The 23,036-nt window shown below is 71.6% G+C and carries 18 protein-coding genes; 13 read left to right on the plus strand and 5 right to left on the minus strand.

Annotation, left to right across the window (positions count from 1 at the left end):
* Positions 1-18 precede the first annotated feature (18 nt).
* The 4 genes from DEU34_RS01670 to DEU34_RS01685 are packed head-to-tail and all read left to right on the plus strand — an operon-like array spanning position 19 to position 4,861.
* A complete protein-coding gene (locus DEU34_RS01670; protein ID WP_121148274.1) occupies positions 19-1,065 on the plus strand; it encodes an ABC transporter permease in 1,047 nt (348 codons plus the stop codon).
* Positions 1,058-2,821 (plus strand): dipeptide/oligopeptide/nickel ABC transporter permease/ATP-binding protein, encoded by a 1,764-nt coding sequence (locus DEU34_RS01675; RefSeq protein ID WP_259460000.1) that lies wholly within the window; start codon positions 1,058-1,060, stop codon positions 2,819-2,821. The genes DEU34_RS01670 and DEU34_RS01675 overlap by 8 nt, the downstream gene beginning before the upstream one ends.
* Positions 2,818-3,597 (plus strand): ABC transporter ATP-binding protein, encoded by a 780-nt coding sequence (locus DEU34_RS01680; RefSeq protein WP_121148277.1) that lies wholly within the window; start codon positions 2,818-2,820, stop codon positions 3,595-3,597. The genes DEU34_RS01675 and DEU34_RS01680 overlap by 4 nt, the downstream gene beginning before the upstream one ends.
* Positions 3,598-3,607: 10 nt before the next feature.
* On the plus strand, positions 3,608-4,861 hold the full coding sequence (locus tag DEU34_RS01685; protein WP_121148279.1) for an amidohydrolase family protein: 1,254 nt from the start codon (positions 3,608-3,610) through the stop codon (positions 4,859-4,861).
* A gap of 10 nt (positions 4,862-4,871) precedes the next feature.
* On the opposite strand, the gene DEU34_RS01690 is transcribed toward DEU34_RS01685, so the two are convergent.
* From DEU34_RS01690 to DEU34_RS01700, 3 genes are all read right to left on the minus strand, one after another.
* The gene (locus DEU34_RS01690; RefSeq protein ID WP_121148282.1) at positions 4,872-5,555 is read right to left on the minus strand and encodes an alpha/beta fold hydrolase; all 684 of its coding nucleotides are present in this window, start codon (positions 5,553-5,555) and stop codon (positions 4,872-4,874) included.
* A 110-nt stretch (positions 5,556-5,665) separates the two neighbouring features.
* Positions 5,666-7,177, minus strand: coding sequence for a sodium:solute symporter family transporter (locus DEU34_RS01695; protein ID WP_183042310.1), 1,512 nt, complete (start codon positions 7,175-7,177; stop codon positions 5,666-5,668).
* A gap of 168 nt (positions 7,178-7,345) precedes the next feature.
* A complete protein-coding gene (locus DEU34_RS01700; RefSeq protein ID WP_121148287.1) occupies positions 7,346-8,005 on the minus strand; it encodes a TetR/AcrR family transcriptional regulator in 660 nt (219 codons plus the stop codon).
* Positions 8,006-8,088: 83 nt separating this feature from the next.
* Between DEU34_RS01700 and DEU34_RS01705 the strand changes: the two genes are divergently transcribed.
* The 5 genes from DEU34_RS01705 to DEU34_RS01725 are packed head-to-tail and all read left to right on the plus strand — an operon-like array spanning position 8,089 to position 15,729.
* A complete protein-coding gene (locus DEU34_RS01705; protein ID WP_121148289.1) occupies positions 8,089-8,928 on the plus strand; it encodes an urea amidolyase associated protein UAAP1 in 840 nt (279 codons plus the stop codon).
* Between the two features lie 12 nt (positions 8,929-8,940).
* Complete coding sequence (locus tag DEU34_RS01710; RefSeq protein WP_121148292.1) at positions 8,941-9,621, plus strand: urea amidolyase associated protein UAAP2; 681 nt, start codon at positions 8,941-8,943, stop codon at positions 9,619-9,621.
* Positions 9,618-13,232 carry an urea carboxylase gene (gene uca, locus DEU34_RS01715; protein ID WP_121148295.1) on the plus strand — a complete coding sequence of 1,205 codons (3,615 nt, stop codon included), beginning with the start codon at positions 9,618-9,620 and terminating at the stop codon, positions 13,230-13,232. The genes DEU34_RS01710 and uca overlap by 4 nt, the downstream gene beginning before the upstream one ends.
* The gene (gene atzF, locus DEU34_RS01720) at positions 13,229-14,905 is read left to right on the plus strand and encodes an allophanate hydrolase (protein WP_121148297.1); all 1,677 of its coding nucleotides are present in this window, start codon (positions 13,229-13,231) and stop codon (positions 14,903-14,905) included. The genes uca and atzF overlap by 4 nt, the downstream gene beginning before the upstream one ends.
* Positions 14,869-15,729, plus strand: coding sequence for an MBL fold metallo-hydrolase (locus tag DEU34_RS01725; protein WP_121148300.1), 861 nt, complete (start codon positions 14,869-14,871; stop codon positions 15,727-15,729). Before atzF ends, DEU34_RS01725 begins: the two co-directional genes overlap by 37 nt.
* 147 nt (positions 15,730-15,876) lie before the next feature.
* On the opposite strand, the gene DEU34_RS01730 is transcribed toward DEU34_RS01725, so the two are convergent.
* Positions 15,877-16,890, minus strand: a complete 1,014-nt coding sequence (locus DEU34_RS01730; protein ID WP_259460001.1) for a LacI family DNA-binding transcriptional regulator — start codon at positions 16,888-16,890, stop codon at positions 15,877-15,879.
* A 123-nt stretch (positions 16,891-17,013) separates the two neighbouring features.
* Between DEU34_RS01730 and DEU34_RS01735 the strand changes: the two genes are divergently transcribed.
* Genes DEU34_RS01735 through DEU34_RS01745 form a run of 3 tightly spaced genes read left to right on the plus strand, consistent with a single transcriptional unit; the run spans position 17,014 to position 20,296 of the window.
* A complete protein-coding gene (locus DEU34_RS01735; protein ID WP_121148305.1) occupies positions 17,014-17,721 on the plus strand; it encodes a ThuA domain-containing protein in 708 nt (235 codons plus the stop codon).
* On the plus strand, positions 17,694-18,779 hold the full coding sequence (locus DEU34_RS01740) for a Gfo/Idh/MocA family protein (protein ID WP_121148307.1): 1,086 nt from the start codon (positions 17,694-17,696) through the stop codon (positions 18,777-18,779). Before DEU34_RS01735 ends, DEU34_RS01740 begins: the two co-directional genes overlap by 28 nt.
* The gene (locus tag DEU34_RS01745; protein ID WP_121148309.1) at positions 18,776-20,296 is read left to right on the plus strand and encodes an alpha-N-arabinofuranosidase; all 1,521 of its coding nucleotides are present in this window, start codon (positions 18,776-18,778) and stop codon (positions 20,294-20,296) included. The genes DEU34_RS01740 and DEU34_RS01745 overlap by 4 nt, the downstream gene beginning before the upstream one ends.
* A gap of 113 nt (positions 20,297-20,409) precedes the next feature.
* Here DEU34_RS01745 and DEU34_RS01750 read toward each other — a convergent pair whose 3' ends face one another.
* Complete coding sequence (locus DEU34_RS01750; RefSeq protein WP_121148311.1) at positions 20,410-21,435, minus strand: LacI family DNA-binding transcriptional regulator; 1,026 nt, start codon at positions 21,433-21,435, stop codon at positions 20,410-20,412.
* 175 nt (positions 21,436-21,610) lie between these two features.
* On the opposite strand from DEU34_RS01750, the gene DEU34_RS01755 reads away from it, so the two are divergent.
* Positions 21,611-22,960: an ABC transporter substrate-binding protein gene (locus DEU34_RS01755; protein ID WP_121148314.1), complete on the plus strand. Its 1,350-nt coding sequence runs from the start codon at positions 21,611-21,613 to the stop codon at positions 22,958-22,960.
* The last annotated feature ends 76 nt before the right edge of the window (positions 22,961-23,036 follow it).

The raw sequence follows: 23,036 nt of genomic DNA on the forward strand, positions 1-23,036 counted from the left end.
GAACGTCGAGAGCGATCGATGACCAGAACACTCCGAGAATCCCCGTCGACGCCCGGTCCGGGCGCCCTGTCGAGCACCGATGCGCCCCGCGCGTCGACCCTGACGGCCGCCTGGCGGAGGTTCCTCCTCCGTCGGGCGGGCGGTCTGGTCGTCAACCTCGTCATCCTGGTGCTCCTGACCTTCCTGATCGTTCAGCTGATCCCCGGGGACCCGGCTGTCGCGATCGCCGGCGAGAACGCCTCCCTCGCGCAGGTCGACCTCGTGCGCGCGCAGCTCGGACTCGACCAGCCCCTGCCCGTACAGCTGTGGGACTACGTCGTGGGGGTCGCGCAGTTCGACTTCGGCGATTCGTTCCGCTACCGGGTCCCGGCCATGCAGGTCGTCATGGCGGCCGTCCCCTTCACCCTCGCGATCACGCTCCCGGCCGTCGTCCTCCTGCTGATCCTCGGGCTCGCTCTGGGGATGTCGGTCGGCGTCGCGACCCGCGGCGACCGGCGTCGGTGGCTCGGCGGGGTCTTCAACGCGGTGACGGCGCTGTTCTCCTCGATCCCGGTATACGTGCAAGCGACGATCCTCGTCGTGATCTTCGCGGTCGTGCTGCGGGTACTGCCTCCCGCGTACTCGCCGGCCTACGGTTTCGGTGCCGCCTCGATCCTCCCGATCGCTTCACTCACGATCGGCGGTATGTGCTCGGTCGCGCGCATCGTGCGGCACGAGACGGCCGTCATCCTCGAGCAGGACTACATGCGCACGGCCCGGGGTTGGCGGCTTCCGGCGCTCTCGTTGTACGCGAAGCACATGCTGCCCAACCTGCTGACCACCGCGCTGACGCTCTCGGGCATCATCCTGACCGCCCTCCTGGGCTCCGCCCTCATCACCGAGGCCGTGTTCGCGTGGCCGGGTCTGGGCGGAGTGATCGTGCAGGCCATCGCCGTCGACAAGGACTACCCCGTCATCCGCAGCGCGGTGTTCGTGATCGGCACGATCTCGCTGCTGATCACCCTGGTCATCGACATCATCCTGGGTCTGATCGACCCCCGCACCCTCGGAGACCAGCGTGGCTGAGACGAACCCGGCCGCCCTGATCGTCGCCGACGAGCCCACGGCGCGCCCACGCGCCTTCCGCTGGAACCCCGCCCTGGTGATCGGGGTGACGATGCTCGGTCTCGTCGCCGCGGTGGCGATCGTCGCGCCCCTCGTGCTCGGCGACCAGGCGACCGCGCTCGGCGGCGGCCCGAACCAGCCGTCGAGCTGGGCGCACCCGCTGGGCACCGACACGCTCGGACGCGACCTCCTCGCCCGTACTCTCGTCGCCACGCGCTCCACGGTGGTGATGGCCCTGCTCGCCACCGTCCTGTCGGCTCTCGTGGGCATCACGATCGGCATCGCCACCTGGCTCGCGCCGCGTCGCCTGCGCGAACTGTCGCTGCGGGGCATCGAATTCGCCGTCAGCTACCCGACCATGCTCGTGGCGATCGTCATCGCCGCCATCCTGGGGCAGGGCGTCGTGCAGCTCGTGGTCGCGATCGCCGTGGCCAACATCGCGGGCTTCGCGCGCTTGACGGCCAACTTGGCCGCGAAGATCGCCGTCAGCGAGTACGTCTCGACAGCCCGGCTGCTCGGTGTGCCGACCTACCGCATCGCTCTGCGGCACGTGCTGCCGAACATGGCGGAGCCGATCCTCATCCTCATCGCCAGCGCGTTCTCGGGCGCGCTCGTCGAGATCTCGGGTCTGTCGTTCATCGGCCTCGGACCCCAGTCACCCTCGTTCGACTGGGGGAGTCTGCTCAGCGAGAGCCTGAACAAGATCTTCGTCAACCCGATCGTCATCGTCGGACCGGCCGTCGCGTTGACCTTCACGTCTCTCGCCGCTCTGCTGGTCGGCGACGGCCTCGCCGCCGCGGCGAATCCGCGCTCGCACACCCCGCGCTCGCGCCTCGTCCGCTCGGGATCGACGGATGCTGCGCACCCGGGCGTCGTCGCCGCATCCGCCGTCACCACCGCCGACGGTCCGCTCCTCGTCGCCGACGGCATCACGGTGCAGCACGCCGTCTCGGGTCGCGTACTGGTCTCGGACGTGTCGTTCGACATCCGCCGGGGCGAAGTGCTGGGCATCGTCGGGGAGTCGGGTTCGGGGAAGTCCGTCACGGCCTCGGTCGTGGCGAAACTCCTCGGGGAGGGGCTGGAGGGTTCGGCGCGCCGCCTCGAGCTCGACGGCGCGGACATGCTCGGCAAGGTCTCGGAGAAGCAGCTGGCCTCTCAGATCGGGCTCATCTATCAAGACCCGGGAACGGCGCTGAACCCCGCGTTGATCCTGGGCGTGCAGCTGTCGGACGTGCTGACCATCCGCCTCCGCCACAGTCGGCGGGCCGCGGTCGAGATGCTCGTCAGAGGGTTCCGGTCGGTCATGCTCACCGACCCCGAGGGGAGGCTGCGCCAGTACCCGCACCAGCTGTCCGGCGGCATGAAGCAGCGCGCGATGATCGCATCGGCGATGAGTACCGATCCGGCGCTGCTCATCGCCGACGAGCCCACGACCGCGCTCGACGTCACCGTGCAGCGGGAGGTGCTCTCCCTCATCCGTCGGATGAACAGCGAGAGGGGCACGTCGGTGCTGTTCATCTCCCACGACCTCGGCGTCGTCCGGGCGCTCTGCGACCGGGTGCTCGTCATGAAGGACGGCCGCATCGTCGAGCGGATCGACGACGTCGCCGGCATGTCGGCCGACACGGTCACCCATCCGTACACGCGCAAGCTGCTCGCGGCGACGCCCGTCGTGCGCATCCCCGAGAACCTCGCGACGAACGGAGAACAGCAATGACCGCACTGATGGTCGACGTCCGCGGTCTCGAGGTCTCGTTCGGGGGCACGCGGGTGCTCCACGACGTCTCGCTCGCGCTGGAGAAGGGCAGCACTATCGGCGTCGTCGGCGAATCGGGCTCCGGCAAGTCCACCCTCGCGAAGGCGCTCGTCGGCGTGGTGCCCGCGGCGTCGGGCGCGGTGACCGTCGGCGGGATCGACGTCCGTCGACTCGGGCGCGACCGCCGGGCGGCCTACGACTACCGCCGGCGGGTGCAGATGATCCCCCAGGATCCCTACTCGTCGCTGTCGCCGCGTCGCACGGTCGGACAGACGCTCGCGGAGGCCGTCGACCCCCGGCGCGCCGACGTGCGGCGCTTCTCCGACCGGATCGCCCACTGGCTCGAGCGCGTCGGGCTCTCCGCCGACATGATGACGCGGTATCCCCACGAGTTCTCCGGCGGGCAGCGGCAGCGCATCGCCATCGCCCGCAGCCTCCTGCTCGACCCCTCGTTCGTGATCGCCGACGAGATCACGTCCGCGCTCGACGTGTCGGTGCAGGCTCAGATCCTCGACCTGCTCGCCGAGATCAAGGCCGAGGTCGGGGTGACGATGATGTTCATCTCGCACAACCTCGCCGTCGTGCAGCGGGTGAGCGACTACGTCGCGGTGATGTACCGGGGCGAGGTCGTGGAGTCGGGCACGGCCGATGAGATCTACGGCGATCCGCGTCACTGGTACACCCGCAGGCTGCTCGACGCCGATCCCGGCGCGCCCGGCTTCCGGCTCGACGCGTGAGGAGCTCCCGATGACCGCACGACTGCCCCTGACCCCGGTGAACGCGGCGCCGTACCGCCTCGTCGGTGCGACGCTGATCGACGGCACGCTGAGCGACCCGCTGCCCGACGCCGAGGTCGAGGTCGTCGAGGGCCGGATCGCGTACGTCGGGCCGCGACGGCCGTCGGGGCGCGGCAGGGCGATCGATCTCGGCGGCCGGTTCCTCCTTCCGGGCTTCGTCGACGCGCACGTGCACCTCGTGATGAGCACGGCGGCGTCGCGCAGCGAACAGGCCGACTGGTTCGACGAGGAGTGGGTGGTCGCGGCCCTCGCGAACCTCCGGGCGACGGTCGAGGCCGGCGTCACGACGGCCCGGGATCTCAGTGGACTCACCCCCGGCTATCGGTCGGCCGTCGCCTCCGGCGCCGTGGCCGGACCGCGCCTGCACCTGGCGATCTCGATGCTCTCACCCACCGGTGGTCACGCCGACCCCGTCCGAGCGAACGGATCGGTGCCGGTCTGGGCCGCGCGGGGAGCGGCCTCCGGGGTGGCCGTGGTCGACACGCCCGACGAGGTCGTGAAGGTCGTCCGCGAGCTCGTGCGCACCGGCGCCGACGTCATCAAGGTGTGCACGTCGGGCGGCGTCACGAGTCCGCACGACTCCCCGGAGGATCGCGGGCTCCCGCGGGAGCACGTGGAGCTGGTCGTCGCCGAGATGCGCGGCCGTCACGGGCAGCCCGTCGCCGCCCACGCGCAGAACGACGAGGGCGTGCGGGCGGCCGTGCTGGGGGGCGCGGCGAGCATCGAGCACGGCTACGACATGAGCGACGAGACGATCGCACTCATGCTCGAGCGGGGAACCACCCTCGTCCCCACTCTGAGCACGTTGCTGCGCCCGTCCTCGTCGGGCGACGACCCGGCTCGCCGTCGGCGGCAGGAGCGCGCGATCACGGCCATCTCGGCGGCGGTCGCGCGGGGGGTCGCGGTGGCCATGGGAACGGATGCGGGGATCCACCCGCAGGGGCGCAACCTCACCGAGCTGGGCCACCTCGTGGGTGTCGGGCTGACCCCGCTGCGGGCGGTGCACGCGGGTACGCTCGCCGGCGCCCGCCTGCTGCGACTGGACGAGCACCTCGGTTCGGTCGAGGCCGGCAAGCTGGCAGACCTCGTCGTCACCGCGGTGGATCCGCTCGCCGACCTCGATGCCCTGGGCGACCCGACGGCGGTGCGTGCCGTGGTGCAGGGCGGGCGTTTCGTGAAGGACCTCGACGGTCTGGCCCGCTGATCCCCCCGCGTCAGCCCGTGACGGCGTCGATCGCCGCCTCGATGACGGCGACGACGCGCTCGGGCGCGGCATGCGGGACGGCATGACTCGTGTCGACCTCGAGGACCGTCGAACCCGCGCGGGAGGCCATCTCGCGTTGCGCCTCGACGCGGATGTGCTTGTCGGAGGTCGCCAGCAGGTACCAGCTCGGTGTCGTCGCCCAGGCGGGGCTGCCGGTGCGCTGGGTGAAGATGGCGTCGGCGGAGGTCCGCCGGTCGTTGTGGCGTGTCGCCCAGACGTCGTCGGGCACGTCCCATGCCAGGGCCGCACGCGAGGCGGGGCTGTCCTCCGGAATCCACTCGCCGGCCGGACCGCGGGTGAAGAAGCGCGAGACCTCGGCGGGGGGATAACTGTTCACGATGCCCTGCACGCTCTCGCCGGCATCGGGAACGAACGCGGCGACGTAGACGAGCGCGGCCACCCTCTCGTCGACACCCGCGTTCGTGATGACCGCCCCGCCGTACGAGTGCCCGACCAGCACGATCGGGCCCTCGAGCGGGTCGATCAGGTCGCGCACCCGGCGCGTGTCCTCCTCGAGCGACTGCGACGGGTTGTCGGCGACGATCACCGCGTGCCCGCGGGAGGCCAGCAGCGGCGCGACGAGCGACCACGATCGCTCCGACCCGCCGGAGCCGTGGACGAGGACGATGTTCATTCGAGTGGCCTTCTTTCCGCGCGCAGGGGCGGCGCACGCATCCGCCGGGAAATGGATCCGGCATAAGTATAATTGGATCCATTATGAACGTGGATGCGGGTGTCACGCCCTCACGCTGGGGCCGGCACCGCCGCCTCCGACGACTCGCGCTCGGCGTCGAGGTCGGCGCGGATGCGCGCCTCGGCCGCCACCTCCGACTCGCGACGTCCCGAGATCGCCGCGACCAGCGCGAACGTTCCGAACCCGACCGCGGCGGCCACCAGCGTCGCCCAGCCGTCGAACTCCGGCCCGACGAGGGTGTTCGGCACGTAGAAGATGTCGTTCGGCACCCCGTAGAGGGTGGGTGTGAGCGCCAGGAACGCGATGCGCACCACGAACCCGACGGCCATCGCGGTGAGCGCTGCGGCCGACCCGGGGCGCTTCCAGAAGACGCCGAACAGGAACGGCGCCGCCAGGCACGCGAGCATGAGGTCGAACGCGAGGGTCAGGAGGATCCCGGTCTGGCTCACCTGGATGGCGAGGAACGCGCCGCCGATCACGAACGGGACCATGGCCACGCGGGTCCAGCGCAGGAGCGGATCGGGGCCGGTGCCGCTGTGACGGCGAACGGTGAAGATGTTGCGCACCGCGATCGCGGAGGTCGCGAGCATCGCACCCGACGCCGTCGAGAACGACGCGGCGACGATTCCCGAGAGCACCAGGATCGCTACGAGCGGCGGGGCGAAGTCGCCCAGGAGCGTGAAGAGCACGGGGCCGTCCTCGACCGAGATGCCGAGCGTCGCCGACACGCTGAGCGCGACGATCGCGAAGACGGTGCCGATCGCGGCGGTGAGGCCGGCCGCGATGAAGCACGACCGCTGCGCGACGGAGGGGCTCTTGGCGCCGAAGATCCGCTGCATGAAGTCGATCGCGACGATGTCGCCGATGGCCAACGAGACCAGCGTCGCCCAGTTGATCGGGGCGCCGGCCGCGGGGTCGCTCAGCTGCTCGAGGTCGAACGGGCCCATTCCCTCGGGGATCACGATGCCGTAGGACATCGCCACCCAGGCGAGGAGCACCACGGCCGCGACGACCGTGATCGCGGTCTGGATCGCGGCGGTGTAGGCATCGGAGAACAGGCCCCCCGCGATCGTGTAAGCGAGCACCAGCACCACGGCCAGGATGACGCCCCACGCGTAGGGGATGTTCGCGAAGTGCTCGAGGAGGAACCCGCAGGCCACGAGGTTGCCGGCGAGGAGGATCGTGAACGACACGACCATCAGTGCCGAGGCGGCCAGTTCGGTGGGGCGGTTGTAGCGCAGCCGGAAGAAGTCGCCGAGGGTGAACAGCCTCATCGCGTTCATCCGCTTCGCAAGGAACAGACCCGTCAGCAGCAGGCACAGGGCGAGCCCGATCGCGAGGGACGCCCCCGACCAGAATCCGAACTGCGAGGTGAGGTCGGTGTTGCCGACCGTGGCGTTCGCGTCGACGGCGGCGGCGGTGAGCGAGACGGCGACGAGGGGCACGCCGAGACGTCGTCCGGCGACGAGGTAATTGGCGCTGTCGCCGTCGACCTTGCGGGCGACGACGATGCCGACGACGAGGATGACGACGACGCTGAGGGCGACTCCGAAGATGATCATGGGCACTCCCGGGCGGGGAAAGGCGGTCGGATGGGCTTTCTGTTGCTTGACAGAAAGAATCTCCATCCGCGGCACCGTCAGCGATGTCGGCTGTGTAACAGTCCTGTGAAATCCGCCCGGGCGGGCGCGGAGCGACGGAGCGCTCGTTCGTCGGCCGACGAACGCCGGTCAGGCGATGCGGTCGAGAACGCCGGTGCCGAGCTGCTCGGCGCGGGAGATGACCGCGGGATCCAGGTCGAGCACACGCAGGGCGGCGGACGCGATCGCCTCCGCCGTGCGGTCGGTGATCTCGACGCCCCGCTTGCGCTGCAGGATCACGCTCTCGACCAGGCCGAGCACGAGGCTCGTGCTGATGCCGACACGGTCGGCGGTGAGGCCGCTGGCGGCGACCAGTGTCTTGTAGGTCGTCTCGAGCTCGCTGCGCCGCTCGCGGAAGGGGCGGAAGGCGTCCTCCGACACCTCCGGCAGCAGGTAGAGAGCGCCGACGTTGTGGGGTCCGGCCGAGAGCAGGCGCACGTCGGCGACACACAGCGCCCACAGGCGCGCCGCGGGCTCGTCGTCGTCGGCGAGAAGCCGGGCGGCGACCTCGAGCGACGGCTGAACGGTCTCGAGCAGGAGGGCGAGGAGGATGTCGTGCTTGCGCTCGAAGTGGTGATACATCGAGGCCTGGCGGATGCCGGCGGCCTCCGCGATCGCGTGCGTGCTGGAGGAGGTGTACCCGCGGGTGCAGAACAGGGCCGCCGCCGCGGTGAGGACGTCGGCCCGGGTGCCCTGCCCGGTGGGGGACGGACCCGCCGCGCGGGGTCGTCCGGTTCTCGCCGGCGCCATGCTCCCACCGTAACGGTGCCGCCGTAACACGGGCGAAACGCCGACGTGGTGTCATACCTGTCAATCGATAGAAAGGATCGGGAATGGACGGTCGAAAGCTCGCCCTGGGCGATGTCGGACGTGCTCGCGAAGACGCCCGTGCCCGCGCCGCCTCGTCGGAGTGGATGCCCTACCTCCCGCCGGCCTCCGCCCCCTTCGCCCCCGCCGAGGTCGACTCGGCAGCGCTCCGGTGGGCGGAGACCGTGGCCCCCGGCGGATACACGCATCTTCGGGTCGCGCGGGGTACCCGCATCCGCCTCATCGACCCCACGGGCGACGCCTGCGCGAGCGTCGTGGTGCTCAACGCCGTCGAACCCTGGGAGCGGATCAACGTCGCCGACACCCAGAAGATCCCGTGGCAGGCCTACCTCGGCGCCGGGCACCCGCTGCTCTCCGGCGACGGGCGCGTGCTGGCGACGATCGTCGCCGACACGTCCGGTCGGCACGACGCGTTCTGCGGCACGACCAGCGACGCCTGGAACGAGCGCAAGTACGGCGACGCCCTGCCCGAGGGGCCGTCGCCGTCCGGGCACGGGCTGCTCCGGCTCGCTGGCGCCAAGCACGGGTTGACCTCGCGCGACCTGCCCCCGGCGATCTCGTTCTTCCAGGGGGTGCGCGCCGAGGCCGACGGCTCGCTCGCCTGGCAGGGTTCGGCCGGTGCCGGTGCCCACGTGGACCTCCGCGCGGAGCTGCCGCTGATCGTGCTCGTCGCGAACGTGCCCCACGCGCTGGATCCGCGCGACGACTACGTCGTGGGCCCGCTGCGCGTGGTCGCCTGGACGGAACGGCCGACGGGCGAGGACGACGACGTCTTCCACGCCAGCCCCGAACGCGAACGCGCCTACCGCAACACCGCCGCCTACGCCGAGCTCGCCGGTCTCTGAGAGGACGCCAGAATGATCACCACCGTTCCCGACCGCCCCGTTCACGCCGCCGACGCGCCCCTCGACTGGTCGAGCCCGCTCGTCGACGGCGCCGTGGTGCTCGACCAGCGCGTCGCACCGCGGGCCGCCTGGTCGGCCGTCGTCGCCGTCGGCGACGTGCTGACGATCGTCGACGTCGGAGGGAACCAGTCGGCCGACTTCCTCGTCTACGCCGCCGCCGACACCGACGAGCGCTACAGCGCCGCCGACACCATCGCCTGGCAGCAGAACGTGTACGTGCGCACCGGCACCGTGCTGCGCAGCAACCTCGGGCGACCGTTGATGACGGTGGTGGGCAACGAGGTCGACCGCCAGGACACGATCGGTGGAGCGTGCAGCAAGGAGTCGAACACGTTGCGGTACGGCCACCACACCCTGTTCCAGCACGGGTGCCGGGAGAACTTCCTCGCCGAGGCCGCCCGTCACGGGCTCGGGGCGCGCGACCTCGTGTCGAACCTCAACTGGTTCATGAACGTGCCCGTCGAGGCGGACGGGTCGCTCGGGATCGTCGACGGGATGTCGGCGCCGGGAAAGCGCGTGGCGATGCGGGCGGAGCGCGACGTGCTCGTGGTCGTGTCGAACTGCCCGCAGATGAACAATCCCTGCAACGACTTCAGCTGCACGCCGCTGCGCATGATCGTGACGCGCCCGTGAGGGGCTTCGACACCCTGCTCGTCGCCAATCGCGGCGAGATCGCCCGTCGCATCATCCGCTCCGCGCGAGAGCGCGGGTTCCGCACGGTCGCGGTCTACTCCGACGCAGACCGGGCGGCCCCCCACGTGCGGGAGGCCGACACCGCCGTTCGGCTCGGGCCGGCTCCCGCCTCGGAGTCGTACCTGCTGCTCGACGCCGTCCTCGAGGCGGCCGCCCGAACGGGTGCCGGAGCGATCCACCCCGGCTACGGGTTCCTCGCCGAGAACGCGGGAGCCGCCCGGGCCGTGGAGGCCGCCGGTCTCGCGTGGGTCGGTCCCACTCCCGATCAGCTCGACGCGTTCGGGCTGAAGCACACCGCACGCGAGCTCGCTGCCGCGGCCGGCGTGCCGCTGCTTCCGGGCAGCGGCGTGCTGGAGTCGCGGGACGCCGCCGTGGCGGCCGCCGAGTCGATCGGGTTCCCGGTCATGCTCAAGGCGACGGGCGGCGGCGGCGGGATCGGCATGCGGGTCTGCGGAGACGCCGCCGCGGTGGCCGAGGCCTTCGACGCTGTCACCCGTCAGGCGCAGGCGAGCTTCGGGTCGTCAGGACTCTTCGTGGAGAAGTTCGTGCGCCCGGCGCGCCACGTCGAGGTGCAGCTGTTCGGTGATGGGGCGGGGCGCGTCGCCGTGCTGGGCGACCGCGACTGCTCGCTGCAGCGCCGCAACCAGAAGGTCGTCGAAGAGGCCCCGGCGCCGCGCCTCCCCGACGCCGTGCGCGCACAGCTCCACGCCACGGCCGCCGCCCTCGCCGCCAGCGTCGACTACCGTTCCGCGGGCACGGCGGAGTTCGTCTACGACCCCGTCGCCGAGGCCGCCTACTTCCTCGAGGTCAACGCGCGTCTGCAGGTCGAGCATCCGGTCACCGAGGCCGTCTACGGTCTCGATCTGGTCGGACTGATGCTCGACCTCGCGGCGGGCGGACCCGAGGCCGTCGACCCCTCGCTCTTCGACGCTCCGCGACAGCCGAACGGGCATGCCGTGGAGGCGCGCATCTACGCCGAGGACCCGGACCGCGGCAACGCCCCGTCGACCGGACTCGTCACCGGAGTCCGCCTCCCGGAGGCAGACGGCGTCCGTGTCGACTCCTGGATCGAGGAGGGGATGGAGGTGACGTCGTACTACGACCCGCTGCTCGCGAAGGTCATCGCGCACGCGGCGACCCGCGACGACGCTCTCGACCTGCTGCACGCGTCGCTCGCCGGCACCCGCGTCGACGGGATCGTCACCGGCACCGGGATGCTGCGTGAGATCGCGCAGCATCCGGACGTCCGCGACGCGACCCACGACACCGGCACCCTCGACGGCATCGGCGATCCCGACCCGCGGGTCGAGGTGCTCGAGCCGGGCATGATGACCACCGTGCAAGACCTTCCCGGCCGTCTCGGATACTGGCAGGTGGGCGTCCCGCCGTCGGGTCCGATGGACGCGGTGTCGTTCCGGGAGGCCAACCTGGCGGTCGGCAACCCTCCCGAGGCGCCCGGACTCGAGGTCACGTTGACAGGACCGACGCTGCGATTCACCGCGGCGACGACGGTATGCGTCACCGGCGCGCCGGTCGACGTCACGGTCGACGGTGCGGCCGTCGCGCTCTGGGAACCGGTCGAGGTGCCCGCCGGCGGCACGCTGCGCATCGGCGCGTCGCCCGGCCCCGGCATCCGCACCTACGTCGCGATCCGCGGCGGGATCGACGTGCCCGCCTACCTCGGGAGCGCGGCGACCTTCACGCTCGGCGGGTTCGGCGGTCACGGCGGGCGGGCGCTCGTCTCCGGCGACGTGCTGCGCTCCGCCGCCGTCGCTCCGGCCGCTCCCGGCGGCGCGACCCCGCCCGAAAGGCGACCGCACATCGGGCGGGAGTGGCGCATCGGCGTCACCGAGGGCCCGCACGCCGCTCCCGAGTTCTTCACCCGCGCCGACATCGACGAGCTCTACGCCGCGGAATACACGGTGCAGGTCAACTCGGCGCGCACGGGCGTTCGCCTGAGCGGTCCGCAGCCCGAGTGGGCGCGGACCGACGGCGGAGAGGCGGGCCTGCACCCCTCGAACATCCACGACACCCCCTACGCCGTGGGAGCCCTCGACTTCACCGGAGACACCCCGATCATCCTCGGACCCGACGGCCCGAGCCTGGGCGGATTCGTCTGCCCGGCGGTCGTGGCCAGCGGCGAGCTGTGGAAGATCGGGCAGCTCCGCCCGGGCGACTCGCTGCGTTTCGTGCCGGTGCGCGAGGCCGATGCCGCCGGGCTCGACTCCGCCCGCTCGCTCGGTGCCCCGCCGCTCGTCGGCGGCGGCGACGGCGACGACGGGGTCATCTCGGTGCGGGAGGCCGACGTCGACGCCACCGGGGTGCACCGCCCGCGCGTCACCTACCGGCGCGACGGCGACGACAACCTCCTCGTGGAGTTCGGCGCGCAGGAGCTCGATCTGGGTCTGCGCATGCGCGTGCACGCGCTGCAGACGCGCCTCGCCGAGCACGCCCCCCGCGGCATCCTCGACGTCACCCCCGGCATCCGATCGCTGCAGGTGCACACCGACGCATCCGTGCTCCGCGCCTCGCAACTCGTCGGTCTCCTCCGCGAGCTCGACGACGACCTCCCGCCCACGAGCGAACTCGTCGTGCCCTCGCGGGAGGTGCGTCTGCCGCTGTCGTGGGACGACCCGGCGACGAGGCTCGCCATCGAGCGGTATATGGCGGGCGTGCGCGACGACGCCCCCTGGACGCCGTGGAACATCGAGTTCATCCGCCGCATCAACGGGCTCGACAGCGTCGACGACGTGTACCGCACGGTCTTCGACGCGCAGTACCTCGTGATGGGTCTCGGCGACGTCTACTTGGGCGCCCCGGTCGCGACACCGCTCGACCCGCGTCATCGGCTCGTCACCACGAAGTACAACCCGGCCCGCACCTGGACCGCCGAGAACTCCGTGGGGATCGGCGGCGCGTACCTCTGCATCTACGGAATGGAGGGGCCGGGCGGATACCAGTTCGTCGGTCGCACCGTGCAGGTGTGGAACAGGTTCCGGCGGGGCGGCCTGTTCGCCGACAACCCCTGGGCGCTGCGGTTCTTCGACCGCATCCGCTGGTACCCGGTGTCGGCCGAGGAGCTCCTCGAACTGCGCGCCGAGACCGACGCCGGCCGCGGCGAGTTCGAGACCTCCGAGGGCGAGTTCCGCCTCGCCGAGTACGAGATGTTCCTCGCCGACAACGCGGCGGGCATCTCGTCGTTCCGCGATCGTCAACAGCGTGCCTTCGGCGAGGAACGCGACCGCTGGCGCGAGGCCGGCGAATTCGATCGACCCGTGGAATCGGATGCCGTCGCCACCGCCCCCGTCGAAGACCCCTTGCCGCCGGGCTGCATCGCGGTGCGCGCGCCCTTCTCGGCGGCGGTCTGGAAGGTCGAGACCGAACCGGGGCGGAAGGCTGCCGAAGGAGAACGGATGCTGGTGCTGGAAGCGATGAAGATGGAGACCACCGTGAGTGCGACACAGGCGGGAATCGTGCGGGACGTGCTCGTACGACCGGGGGAGCGCGTGGAGGCCGGGCAGCTGCTGGCCGTCGTGGAGGTCGCCCGATGAGCGCGGTCGAGCGGGTCGCCGCCGCGTACGCCCGCAACACCGAGATCGACCGTCCCGAGGCGTGGATCGCCCTCCGGCCCGAGGCGGAGGCGCTCGCGGAGGCCGCCGAGATCGATCGCCGGGTCGCCGCGGGAGAACGGCTCCCCCTGGCGGGAACCGTGCTCGCCGTGAAGGACAACATCGACGTCGCGGGCCTGCCCACCACCGCGGGGAGCCCCGCGTACGCCTACGAACCGGAGTCGGATGCCCCGGCGGTGGCGCGGTTGCGAGCGGCCGGAACGGTCGTGCTCGGCAAGACCAACCTCGACCAGTTCGCCACCGGCCTCGTCGGCACGCGCAGCCCCTACGGCGCCGTGCGCGGGGCCTGGGACCCCTCGCTCATCTCCGGCGGATCGAGCTCGGGATCGGCGGTCGTGACCGCGCTCGGGGTCGTCGACCTGGCCCTGGGCACCGACACGGCGGGGTCGGGGCGGGTGCCGGCGGCCCTCAACGGCATCGTCGGGGTCAAGCCCACCGTCGGTCTCGTGCCGACCACCGGTGTCGTCCCCGCCTGCCGGAGCATCGACTGCGTGACCGTCTTCGCGCGGGAACTCCCGCTCGCCCGCGAGGCCGCCGAGCTCATGGCCGGGCCCGACGGCGTCGATCCGCGGGCCCGCGTCGACGTGCCCGCGCCACCGCTGGATGCCCGACCCGTCGTCGCCATCCCCACGGCCGAGCACCTGGAGGGTCTCGCCGAGGGGTGGATCGAGGCGTTCCGCGGCGTCGTCGGCAGGCTCGCCGCATCCGGGGTCGACATCGTCGAGGTCGACATCGCGCCGCTCCTGGAGGCCGCATCGCTCCTGTACGGCGGGGCGTTCGTCGCCGAGCGCACGGCGGCCGTCGGCGCGTTCATCGAGGCGAACCGCGAGCTCATCGGCACCGACATCGACCCGACCGTCGCCGGCATCGTGCTCGCCGGTGCCGACGCCCGGGCCGCGGACTACTTCCGCGACCGTGAGCGGCTCGACCGACTCGGGCTGGAGGGCCTCGGCCGACTCGCGGGAACGGTGGCGCTGCTCACCCCCACGACCACGTGGCATCCGACCCTCGACGAGGTCGCGGCCGACCCCGTGGGGGCGAACTCCCGCATGGGGCGCTTCACGAACTTCGCGAACCTCCTCGACCGCAGCGCGCTCGCCGTGCCGGCGGGGGTCGTCGGCGGCAAGCCGTTCGGCGTCATGCTCACCGGCGCCCCCTTCGCCGACCGCACGCTCGCGCAGCTCGCCGAGCGGGTGTCGGCCCCTCCGGTCGACGTGCTCGTGGTCGGCGCGCACCTGCGGGGTCAACCTCTCAACCACCAGCTCGTCGCCGCCGGCGGATCGTTCGTCGCGTCGGTCTCGACAGCGCCCGACTACCGCCTGTTCGCCCTCGCGACCACGCCCGCCAAGCCCGGCCTCGTGCGCGTGGCCGACGGCGGGGCACCGATCGAGGGGGAGGTCTGGCGGCTGCCGGCCGCCGGCTTCGGCCGCTTCGTCGCGGCGCTTCCCGAACCGATGGGCATCGGCACCGCGCGACTGGCCGACGGCTCGACCGTCTCGGGCTTCCTGTGCGAGACGGTCGCCCTGGAGGGTGCCGCCGACATCACCCGTTTCGGCGGATGGCGGGCCTACCTGGCATCGGCGGCGCGGTCGTGACGTCGACGCCGTGGGCGGATGCGGCGCCCCTCCGCCTCGGCGGTCGCCCGCGGCGGCTCGTCCCCTTCGTGGTGGGCTACGAGCCGATCCCGGAGGGCGTCTCGGTCGCCGGCGGCAGCTTCTTCCGGTTCCTCCTCGAACCGGTCACGGCCGCCGCCGTCGTCTTCGACGAGGGGTGGGTGCTCGTCGACGGCGGGTTCGACCCGGCCCGCATCCGTGACCGAGATCGGCGCGTGGCGAGTTTCGACTACGAGAACTACACGCCGCTGGTGCCCGCCGGCGACCCGCTCGTCGAGCAGGTGGCGGCGGCCGGACTGGACTGGGGCGACCTTGCCGCGGCGGCCATCACCCACGTGCACTTCGACCACACCGGGGCGGCGCGCCTGCTCGCCCCCGACCAGCCCCTCCTCCTGCAGGAGCGGGAGTGGGAGCACGTGCGCACGGTGGACGACGCGCGCGCGGGGTTCCTGTTCGTCGACGACGTCGTGCGCGAGGGGCTCTCGGTCGTCACGCTGATCGGCGACACCGACCTCGCGCCCGGGCTGCGGGCCATCGACACGTCGGGGCACACCCCCGGCCACCAGTCGTTCGTGGTCGAGCTCGGGGAGCGCACCGTCGTGCGCGCCGGTGACGCGGCCGACCTCCGCCGCAACGTCACCGAGGGAGTGCGGTGCGGGTCGACGGTCGGCGACGACGGCGATGATCGCGCGGATGCGGCGATCCGGCGCCTCCACGACCTCGACGCGCTCGACGGCGTCGAGGTGTGGCCCGCGCACGACCCCGACTGGGGCCCCTGGCGAGAGGTCATCGCCCAGCGCGCCTGAGCGCCGGCGGGTCGTGGGCCTGGGGGAGGGCGGGGCGGCGTCCGGCGTGCGCATGGGATGCGGGGGATCGTCCCGCGCGCGGGCCTCGGGCGGGGGAATGCCCGCGGCCGGCCCGAATGCCCGCATCCGGCGGGGGAGGATGCGGGGTCAGCCGCCGGAGCCCCGCGTGGAGCCGCGGGGGATGAGCTCCGTCGGCAGCTCCACGATCTCGTCGCCGGCGGGTGCCCCGGCCGCGAGCATCCGCACCGCCGTGGCCGCCATCTCGCGGATCGGCTGGCGCACGGTGGTCAGCGACGGCTGCAGCCACCGTGCACCGCGCAGGTCGTCGAACCCCACCACCAGCACGTCGACGCCGACCCGCAGGCCCTGGTCGGCGGCGGCGCGGTAGGCCCCCGCGGCCATCTCGTCCGAACAGGCGAACACCCCGACGGGTCCGTCGCCGGCGAGGCTCCTGAGGGCTCGCACGCAGGCCTCGCGCGCCTCGGTCGCACCCCAGTTCGCACTCTCGTGCACGCGCGCGGCGCGCGGGAGCGCAGCATCCAGCGTCTCGAAGAAGCCCTCGGCGCGCGCCCGACCCCAGCGATAGGGAGGGCTGCCCCCGATCACGACGAACCGGCGCGCGCCCCGGGCGATGAGGTGCTCCGCCGCCGCCGAGCCCCCGGCGCGATCGGTCGAGCGTACGCTCGGCAGCCCTCGCGACGAACCACTGGGCGGCTCGAGTAGCACGACGGGGATGCCCGCTTCGCGCATCACCGCGGTCTGCGTCGCCGTCGGAAGGATGAGGCCGAGCACGACACCCGCACTCCCGCGGGACCGGACGCGGACGGGCCAGTCGTCGTCGGGATCGTCGCGCTCGGTCGTCAGCACGAGGTCGTAGCGCAGGTGCGCGGCCGCGGTCCGCGCGCCGGCGGTGACCTCCTCGGTGTACGGATTGTGGAAGTGCGAGAGCACGAGGTCGATCAGCCGGGCGGTGCCTCCGCGCGGGCGACCCCGCCGCTCTCCATCGAGCGTGTACCCGAGGGTCGTCGCCGCGGTCACGATCCGCGCACGCGTGGCCGCGGCCATCTCTCCCCGGCCGCGCAGAGCGCGCGAGGCGGTGGTCACGCTGACCCCCGCCGCCGCCGCGACGTCGGCGAGCGTGGATCGGGCGGATGCGGGCACCTCCCTATTTTGCGCAATATCTGCGCGGTCGGTCCAGGGGGTGTGGCATGGTGATGCCGTCCCCACCCGGGGAAGCGCTCCGCCGCCTCCCGTTCCGACCACCTCTGCGCCGAGGAGTTCGTCATGACCGCACGTCACGCCCTGATCGTCCGAGGCGGGTGGGAAGGACACCATCCGGTCGAGGCCACCGACCTTTTCGTGCCGTTCCTGCGCGACAACGGCTTCGACGTGCGCACCGAGTCCGACCCGGAGGTCTACGCCGACAGCGACGCGATGGACGCCGTCGACCTCGTCGTGCAGTCGGTCACGATGGCGCAGGCCTCACGAGAGGCGGTCGCGGGGCTTCGCGCCGCGGTCGAGCGCGGCACCGGGCTCGCGGGGTGGCACGGCGGCATCGCCGACTCCTACCGCGACAGCTCCGACTACCTGCAGCTGGTCGGCGGGCAGTTCGCCACCCACCCCTCGCGGCACCCCGATGAGCGCCCCGGAGACGAGCGCGACAACTTCGTCGATCACACGATCGAGGTCACCGACGCCGGGCGCGCCTCGTCGATCATGGCCGGTATCGATGGCTTCGCCCTGCGCACCGAGCAGTACTGGGTGCTCACCGACGACCTCAACGACGTGCTCGCCACGACCACCCACCCGGTGCAGCCCTACCATCCCTGGCACCGCCCGATCACCTCGCCGGCGGTCTGGACGCGGGCGTGGGGGCGGGGGCGCGTCTTCGTCGCGACCCCCGGGCACGACGTCGAGGTGCTCGCCGACGCCAACGTCCGCACCATCATCGAGAGGGGGATGCTGTGGGCCAGCCGCACGCAATCGGAATAGTCGGGCTCGGGGTCATCTCGGCCCAGTATCTCGAGACCCTCATCGGTCTCGACGCGGTGCGGATCGTGGCCGTCGCCGACCTCGACCCCGCCCGCGCGAGGGCGACCGCCGAGCGCGTGCCGGGGTGCCGAGCCCTCTCCGTCGACGAGCTCATGGCCGACCCCGAGGTGCAGACGGTGCTGAACCTCACGATCCCCGCCGCGCACGCGTCGGTGGCCCTCGCGGCGCTCGCTGCGGGCAAGAACGTCTACGGGGAGAAGCCGCTCGCCGCCACGCTCGCCGAGGCGCGCGAGGTCGTCGCGGCCGCCGGCGGTGCGTGGGTGGGCGGGGCCCCCGACACCGTGCTCGGCACCGGCGTGCAGACCGCACGAGCGGTCGTCGACGCCGGCGAGATCGGCCGACCGGTGTCGGCGACGGCGACCTGGGTCGCCCCGGGACACGAGGCCTGGCATCCGAATCCCGACTTCTACTACCTCGCCGGGGGCGGCCCCCTGTTCGACATGGGGCCCTACTACCTGACTACGCTCTTCCACCTCCTCGGTCCCGTCGTGCGGGTGTCGGGGGTGTCGTCACGACCGCGTGGCGAACGCGTCATCGCGACCGGCCCTCGTGCCGGTGAGCGCATCCCCGTCGAGGTCGATACGCACGTGACCGGCGTGCTTGAGCACGCCGGCGGCGCGGTGTCGACGGTGACGTTCAGCTTCGACGCGGTGGCGACCACCGCCGCCCCCCTCGAGGTGCACGGCGAACTCGGATCGCTGACGGTGCCCGATCCGAACACGTTCGCCGGGGAGGTGAGGCTGCGACGCTCCCCCTCCGACGAGGGCACGGTGATCGAGCCCCGCGCCGGCTACGAGGGCGCGGGGCGCGGTATCGGCCTGATCGACGTCGTCGCCGGTCACGGGCGGGCCGGCGGCGACGTCGCCCTGCACGTGCTCGAGATCATGACCGCCCTGACGGCGTCGGCGCGGGAGGGTCGACGCATCGACCTCGCCACCACCGCCGAACGCCCGTCGCTCGCCCCCCTCACACCCCGAACCGCATGGAGAGCATCATGACCTCGACGGCACGCGCCGTGATCGACCTCGACGTCACCGGTGATCGCATCAGCCGTCACCTCTACGGTCATTTCGCCGAGCACCTCGGCCGGTGCATCTATGACGGGTTCTGGGTGGGGGAGGACTCCACGATCCCGAACGTGCGCGGCATCCGTCTCGACATCGTCGAGGCGCTCCGCGCCCTCGACATCCCGAACCTCCGGTGGCCGGGCGGATGCTTCGCCGACACCTACCACTGGCGCGACGGCATCGGGCCTCGCGAGCAGCGACCGAAGATCGCCAACACCAACTGGGGCGACGTCGTGGAGAACAACCACTTCGGCACCCACGAGTTCATGGACCTCTGCGACCTCCTCGGTGCCGACGCCTACGTCAACGGCAATGTCGGCAGCGGCACGGTGCAGGAGATGTCGGAGTGGGTGGAGTACCTCACCCGGGCCGACGACAGCCCCATGGCGAGACTGCGACGCGACAACGGTCGGGACGAGCCGTGGCGCGTGCCGTTCTGGGGGCTGGGCAACGAGGCATGGGGATGCGGCGGCAACATGTCGGCGTCGTTCTACGCGGAGGAGGCGCGTCGCTACGCGACCTTCTGCCACGAGCACGGGGGCAACTCGCTGACGAGGATCGCGGCGGGCGCCAACGAGGACGACCTCGAGTGGACCCGCACGCTCATGAAGTCGCTGACGGAGTGCCACGGCTGCACGATGGGCGGGAACCTCCCCTATCAGGCCATCTCCTTCCACTACTACACGCACTCCGGATCCGGCATCAACACCGAGGAGGCGACCGAGTTCACCACCGCGCAGTACTACGAGACGGTGGCCTATGCGGCGGGGATCGAGCGCATCGTCCGTGGGCACGTCGCCGTGATGGACTCCTACGACCCGCAGAACCGCGTCGGGCTGGTGTGCGACGAGTGGGGCACGTGGTGGAACGCCGCGGAGGGCACCAACCCGGGCTTCCTGTTCCAGCAGAACACCGTGCGCGATGCCCTCGTCGCGGGTCTGCACTTCGACGTCTTCCACCGTCACGCGCGTCGCCTGACGATGGCGAACATCGCGCAGACCGTCAACGTGCTGCAGGCGATGGTGCTCACCGACGGCGAGAACCTCGTGCTCACCCCGACCTATCACGTGTTCGAGATGAACAAGGGGCACCAGGATGCGGCGGGCCTCCCGGTGCACGTGCTCGAGACGCCGACGACCACCGTGCGCGGCGACGATCTCGACCTCGTGTCGATCTCGGCGTCGACCCGCGACGATACGGCGCTGGTGTCGATGACCCACCTGTCGGCCGACAACGCGTGCACGGTGCGGCTCGACCTCCGTGGGCGGGCGGCGAGCGTCGTGCGCGCGCGCACGCTCACGGGCGACGCGGCGTCGTCGTTCAACGACGTCGAGGGGCCCGAACGCGTCGCACCGCGCCCGATCGCCGCGGCCCTCGGCGAGGACGGGGTGCTGACGGTGGAGCTGCCGCCGCATTCCTTCACCACGGTCGAGCTGGCGCTCGCCTGACGGGTCGCCCCCGACCCCCCCCGACCGCGAGACCTCACCGCGGATACGAGACTGCGACCCTCGTGCGCAGTGTCGTATCCCGGATGACGTCTCGCGGGCTGGGTGGGGGCGGGTCAGCGCCGCGGGGGAGCGATCGAGGCACGCTCGATGGCGGGCATCGGGATGAGCGACTCGCCGGGTTCGCCCGGGTCGAGCAGCCGCTCGACCGCACGACGCCCCATCGCCTCGTGCGGCAGTCCGATGGTGGTCAGGCCCGGGCGGAGGTAGGCGGCGAGTTCGTCGTTGTCGAACGAGACGACCGATACGTCGCCCGGCACAGACAGCCCCGCCTCGCTCAGTGCCTGGTAGGCCCCGAAGGCGAGACGGTCGTTCATGCAGATGAGCGCGCGGGGCGCCGGCCCCGACGCCAGGAGGTCGCGGACGGCCTCGTACCCGTGGTCGGGCTCCCAGAGCCAGATCGAGCGTTCCGCGGCGAAGGTCGCCCCGGCCTCCGCCATCGCGTCGCGCACCCCGGCGACGCGTCGCGCGACGGTCGTCGAGCGGAACACGTCGCGCTCGGCGTCGTCGCTCTGGCCGATGAGGGCGATGCCGTCGCGGTGACCGGCCTCGAGCAGCAGGCGCACGGCGGCGCGCCCGCCGCTGTACTCGTCGGGGAGGACGGACGCGGGGTGGCCAGGGTTGATCGCGTTGAGCATCACGGCGGCGGTGCCGCGGGGGAGTTCGGGCACGAAGAGCTCGCGAGCGCGCATGGTCGCGAAGATGATGCCGTCGACCTGGCGATCGACGAGTGCCGCGATGGCCTCTTCCTCGCGGGCGGGGTCGCCGTCGGTCTCGATCACGAGCACGACGTGCGAGGCGGCGCGTGCCGCCTCGAGCGCGCCCTTGATGAGGCCGCTCGCGAAACGGGTCGTCGCGACGAGGTCGGAGACGAAGCCGAACGTCGAGGTCTTGTCGGTGCGGAGCCCTCGCGCGGCGATGTTCGGACGGTAGCCGAGCTCGGTCGCCGCGGTGTGCACGCGGTCATGGGCGTCCTTCGACAACCGGGTGTCGGGTCGGCCGTTGAGGATGAGCGACGCCGCGCTGACCGATAGTCCCGCTCGTTGCGCGACATCGGCGAGCGTCACGCGCTTGGTCGCCATCGATCATCCTCTCGACCTATGGATGCTATCGCCGCTTCGCACACTTGACAGAACCCGGGCACGCATCTCATGATGAGGGTGCTAAAACCTTTCAGCACGCGCAGTATCCCCCGAAACACCCGCACCACCCCGGTGACCCACACCGGGGCGCATCACATGACGAAGGAGTCGTTTCATGCCCTCATCCCGCCGCCCCGCAGGGCGCCGCGCGATCGCCCTCGGCGCTCTCGCCGTCGTCGGCGTCGTGCTCTCGGCCTGCGCGCCGGGTGCCGCCGCCCCCGACACCAGTGCCGACGCCGTCGACGTGTCAACCGAGCTGACCTCCGACGAGGTCACCCTCACGATCGCCGACGAGACCGGATTCCCGGTCACCGACAAGTTGACGGAGGAGTTCACCAAGCAGCATCCGAACGTCACCTTCACCATCACCCGCGACACGTTCCAGAACCTCACCGCGAACGCCCCCAAGCTCCTCGCCAGCTCCACGCCTCCCGATCTCATCCGCCTCCCCACCCTGGGCGAGACGGTGAAGGACGGGCTCGTGCTCGACCTCGACCCGTACTTCGACGCGTACGGATGGGACGCGTGGCCCGCCTCGCAGCTCGCGCCGCTGCGCATGAGCGAAGACGGCGTCCGCGGCTCGGGGCCGCTGTACCAGCTGGGTCTGGGCTACAGCATCACCGGCATCTACATGAACACGGCACTGGCCGACCAGCTGGGCATAGACGGACCCCCCGCCACGATGGCCGAGCTCGAGGAAGACCTCGCCACGGCGAAGGCCGGTGGCGTGCAGCCCATCATGGCCGGCGACAAGGACGGCGTGGTCAACTTCGTGACGCAGGCCGCGATGAACCAGTACGCCGACAAGGACGAGTTCATGGCGTGGATGTTCAACGAGCCCGGCGCCACCTACAACACCGCGGGCAACACCGAGGGCGCCGAACTCATCCGGCGCTGGGCCGACGAAGGCTACTTCCCGTCCGACATCAACGCGCTGGACTACTTCACCTTCGTCAGCCAGTTCTCCGACGGCGGGGCGCTGTTCACCTTCAACGGCAACTGGGAGGCGGCGAACTACCAGGCCGCCCTCGGCGACGACGTGACATTCTTCCTCGTGCCCCCGATCGAGGAGGGCGGCGACCACGTCGCGATGGGAGCGGCCAACTCGTTCTCGGTCGCGGCGAAATCGCAGCACAAGAACGAGATCGTCTACTTCCTGAACTGGATCCACACCGACCCGGTCGCGCGCCAGATCATCGTCGACGTCACCGGTGCCTCGCCCGGCGGCGACCCCTCGCTCGCCCTCCCCGAGGTCGAGTCGGGTTCGCTCATCGAGAAGGCGCTCGAAATGTCGGCGCAGATCGGCGAGGAGAACGGCCAGGTCGACTTCATGGCCAACACCACCGCCGGCATCTACGCCGGATCGATCATCCCCGAATCGCAGCTCCTCGTGACGGGCCAGATCACCGGGGCCGAGTTCACCGAGCGCGTGCAGAAGTTCTACGAGAGCGAGGTCGGCGGGTGACATCCCGACCCGCGATCGACCCCGACGTGCTGGCGCCGGGGAACACCCCGGCGTCAGCCGTCGCGGGTTCGCGAAC

The sequence above is a fragment of the Microbacterium sp. AG1240 genome (assembly GCF_003635115.1).
GTDB lineage: Bacteria > Actinomycetota > Actinomycetes > Actinomycetales > Microbacteriaceae > Microbacterium.

Bases quoted from the DNA above. Each gene is read 5' to 3' on its own strand.
- DEU34_RS01670 (WP_121148274.1), top strand. From the start codon at position 19: ATGACCAGAACACTCCGAGAATCCCCGTCGACGCCCGGTCCGGGCGCC.
- DEU34_RS01680 (WP_121148277.1), top strand. From the start codon at position 2,818: ATGACCGCACTGATGGTCGACGTCCGCGGTCTCGAGGTCTCGTTCGGG.
- DEU34_RS01685 (WP_121148279.1), top strand. From the start codon at position 3,608: ATGACCGCACGACTGCCCCTGACCCCGGTGAACGCGGCGCCGTACCGC.
- DEU34_RS01690 (WP_121148282.1), bottom strand. From the start codon at position 5,555: ATGAACATCGTCCTCGTCCACGGCTCCGGCGGGTCGGAGCGATCGTGG.
- DEU34_RS01695 (WP_183042310.1), bottom strand. From the start codon at position 7,177: ATGATCATCTTCGGAGTCGCCCTCAGCGTCGTCGTCATCCTCGTCGTC.
- DEU34_RS01700 (WP_121148287.1), bottom strand. From the start codon at position 8,005: ATGGCGCCGGCGAGAACCGGACGACCCCGCGCGGCGGGTCCGTCCCCC.
- DEU34_RS01705 (WP_121148289.1), top strand. From the start codon at position 8,089: ATGGACGGTCGAAAGCTCGCCCTGGGCGATGTCGGACGTGCTCGCGAA.
- DEU34_RS01710 (WP_121148292.1), top strand. From the start codon at position 8,941: ATGATCACCACCGTTCCCGACCGCCCCGTTCACGCCGCCGACGCGCCC.
- atzF (WP_121148297.1), top strand. From the start codon at position 13,229: ATGAGCGCGGTCGAGCGGGTCGCCGCCGCGTACGCCCGCAACACCGAG.
- DEU34_RS01725 (WP_121148300.1), top strand. From the start codon at position 14,869: ATGGCGGGCCTACCTGGCATCGGCGGCGCGGTCGTGACGTCGACGCCG.
- DEU34_RS01735 (WP_121148305.1), top strand. From the start codon at position 17,014: ATGACCGCACGTCACGCCCTGATCGTCCGAGGCGGGTGGGAAGGACAC.
- DEU34_RS01745 (WP_121148309.1), top strand. From the start codon at position 18,776: ATGACCTCGACGGCACGCGCCGTGATCGACCTCGACGTCACCGGTGAT.
- DEU34_RS01750 (WP_121148311.1), bottom strand. From the start codon at position 21,435: ATGGCGACCAAGCGCGTGACGCTCGCCGATGTCGCGCAACGAGCGGGA.
- DEU34_RS01755 (WP_121148314.1), top strand. From the start codon at position 21,611: ATGCCCTCATCCCGCCGCCCCGCAGGGCGCCGCGCGATCGCCCTCGGC.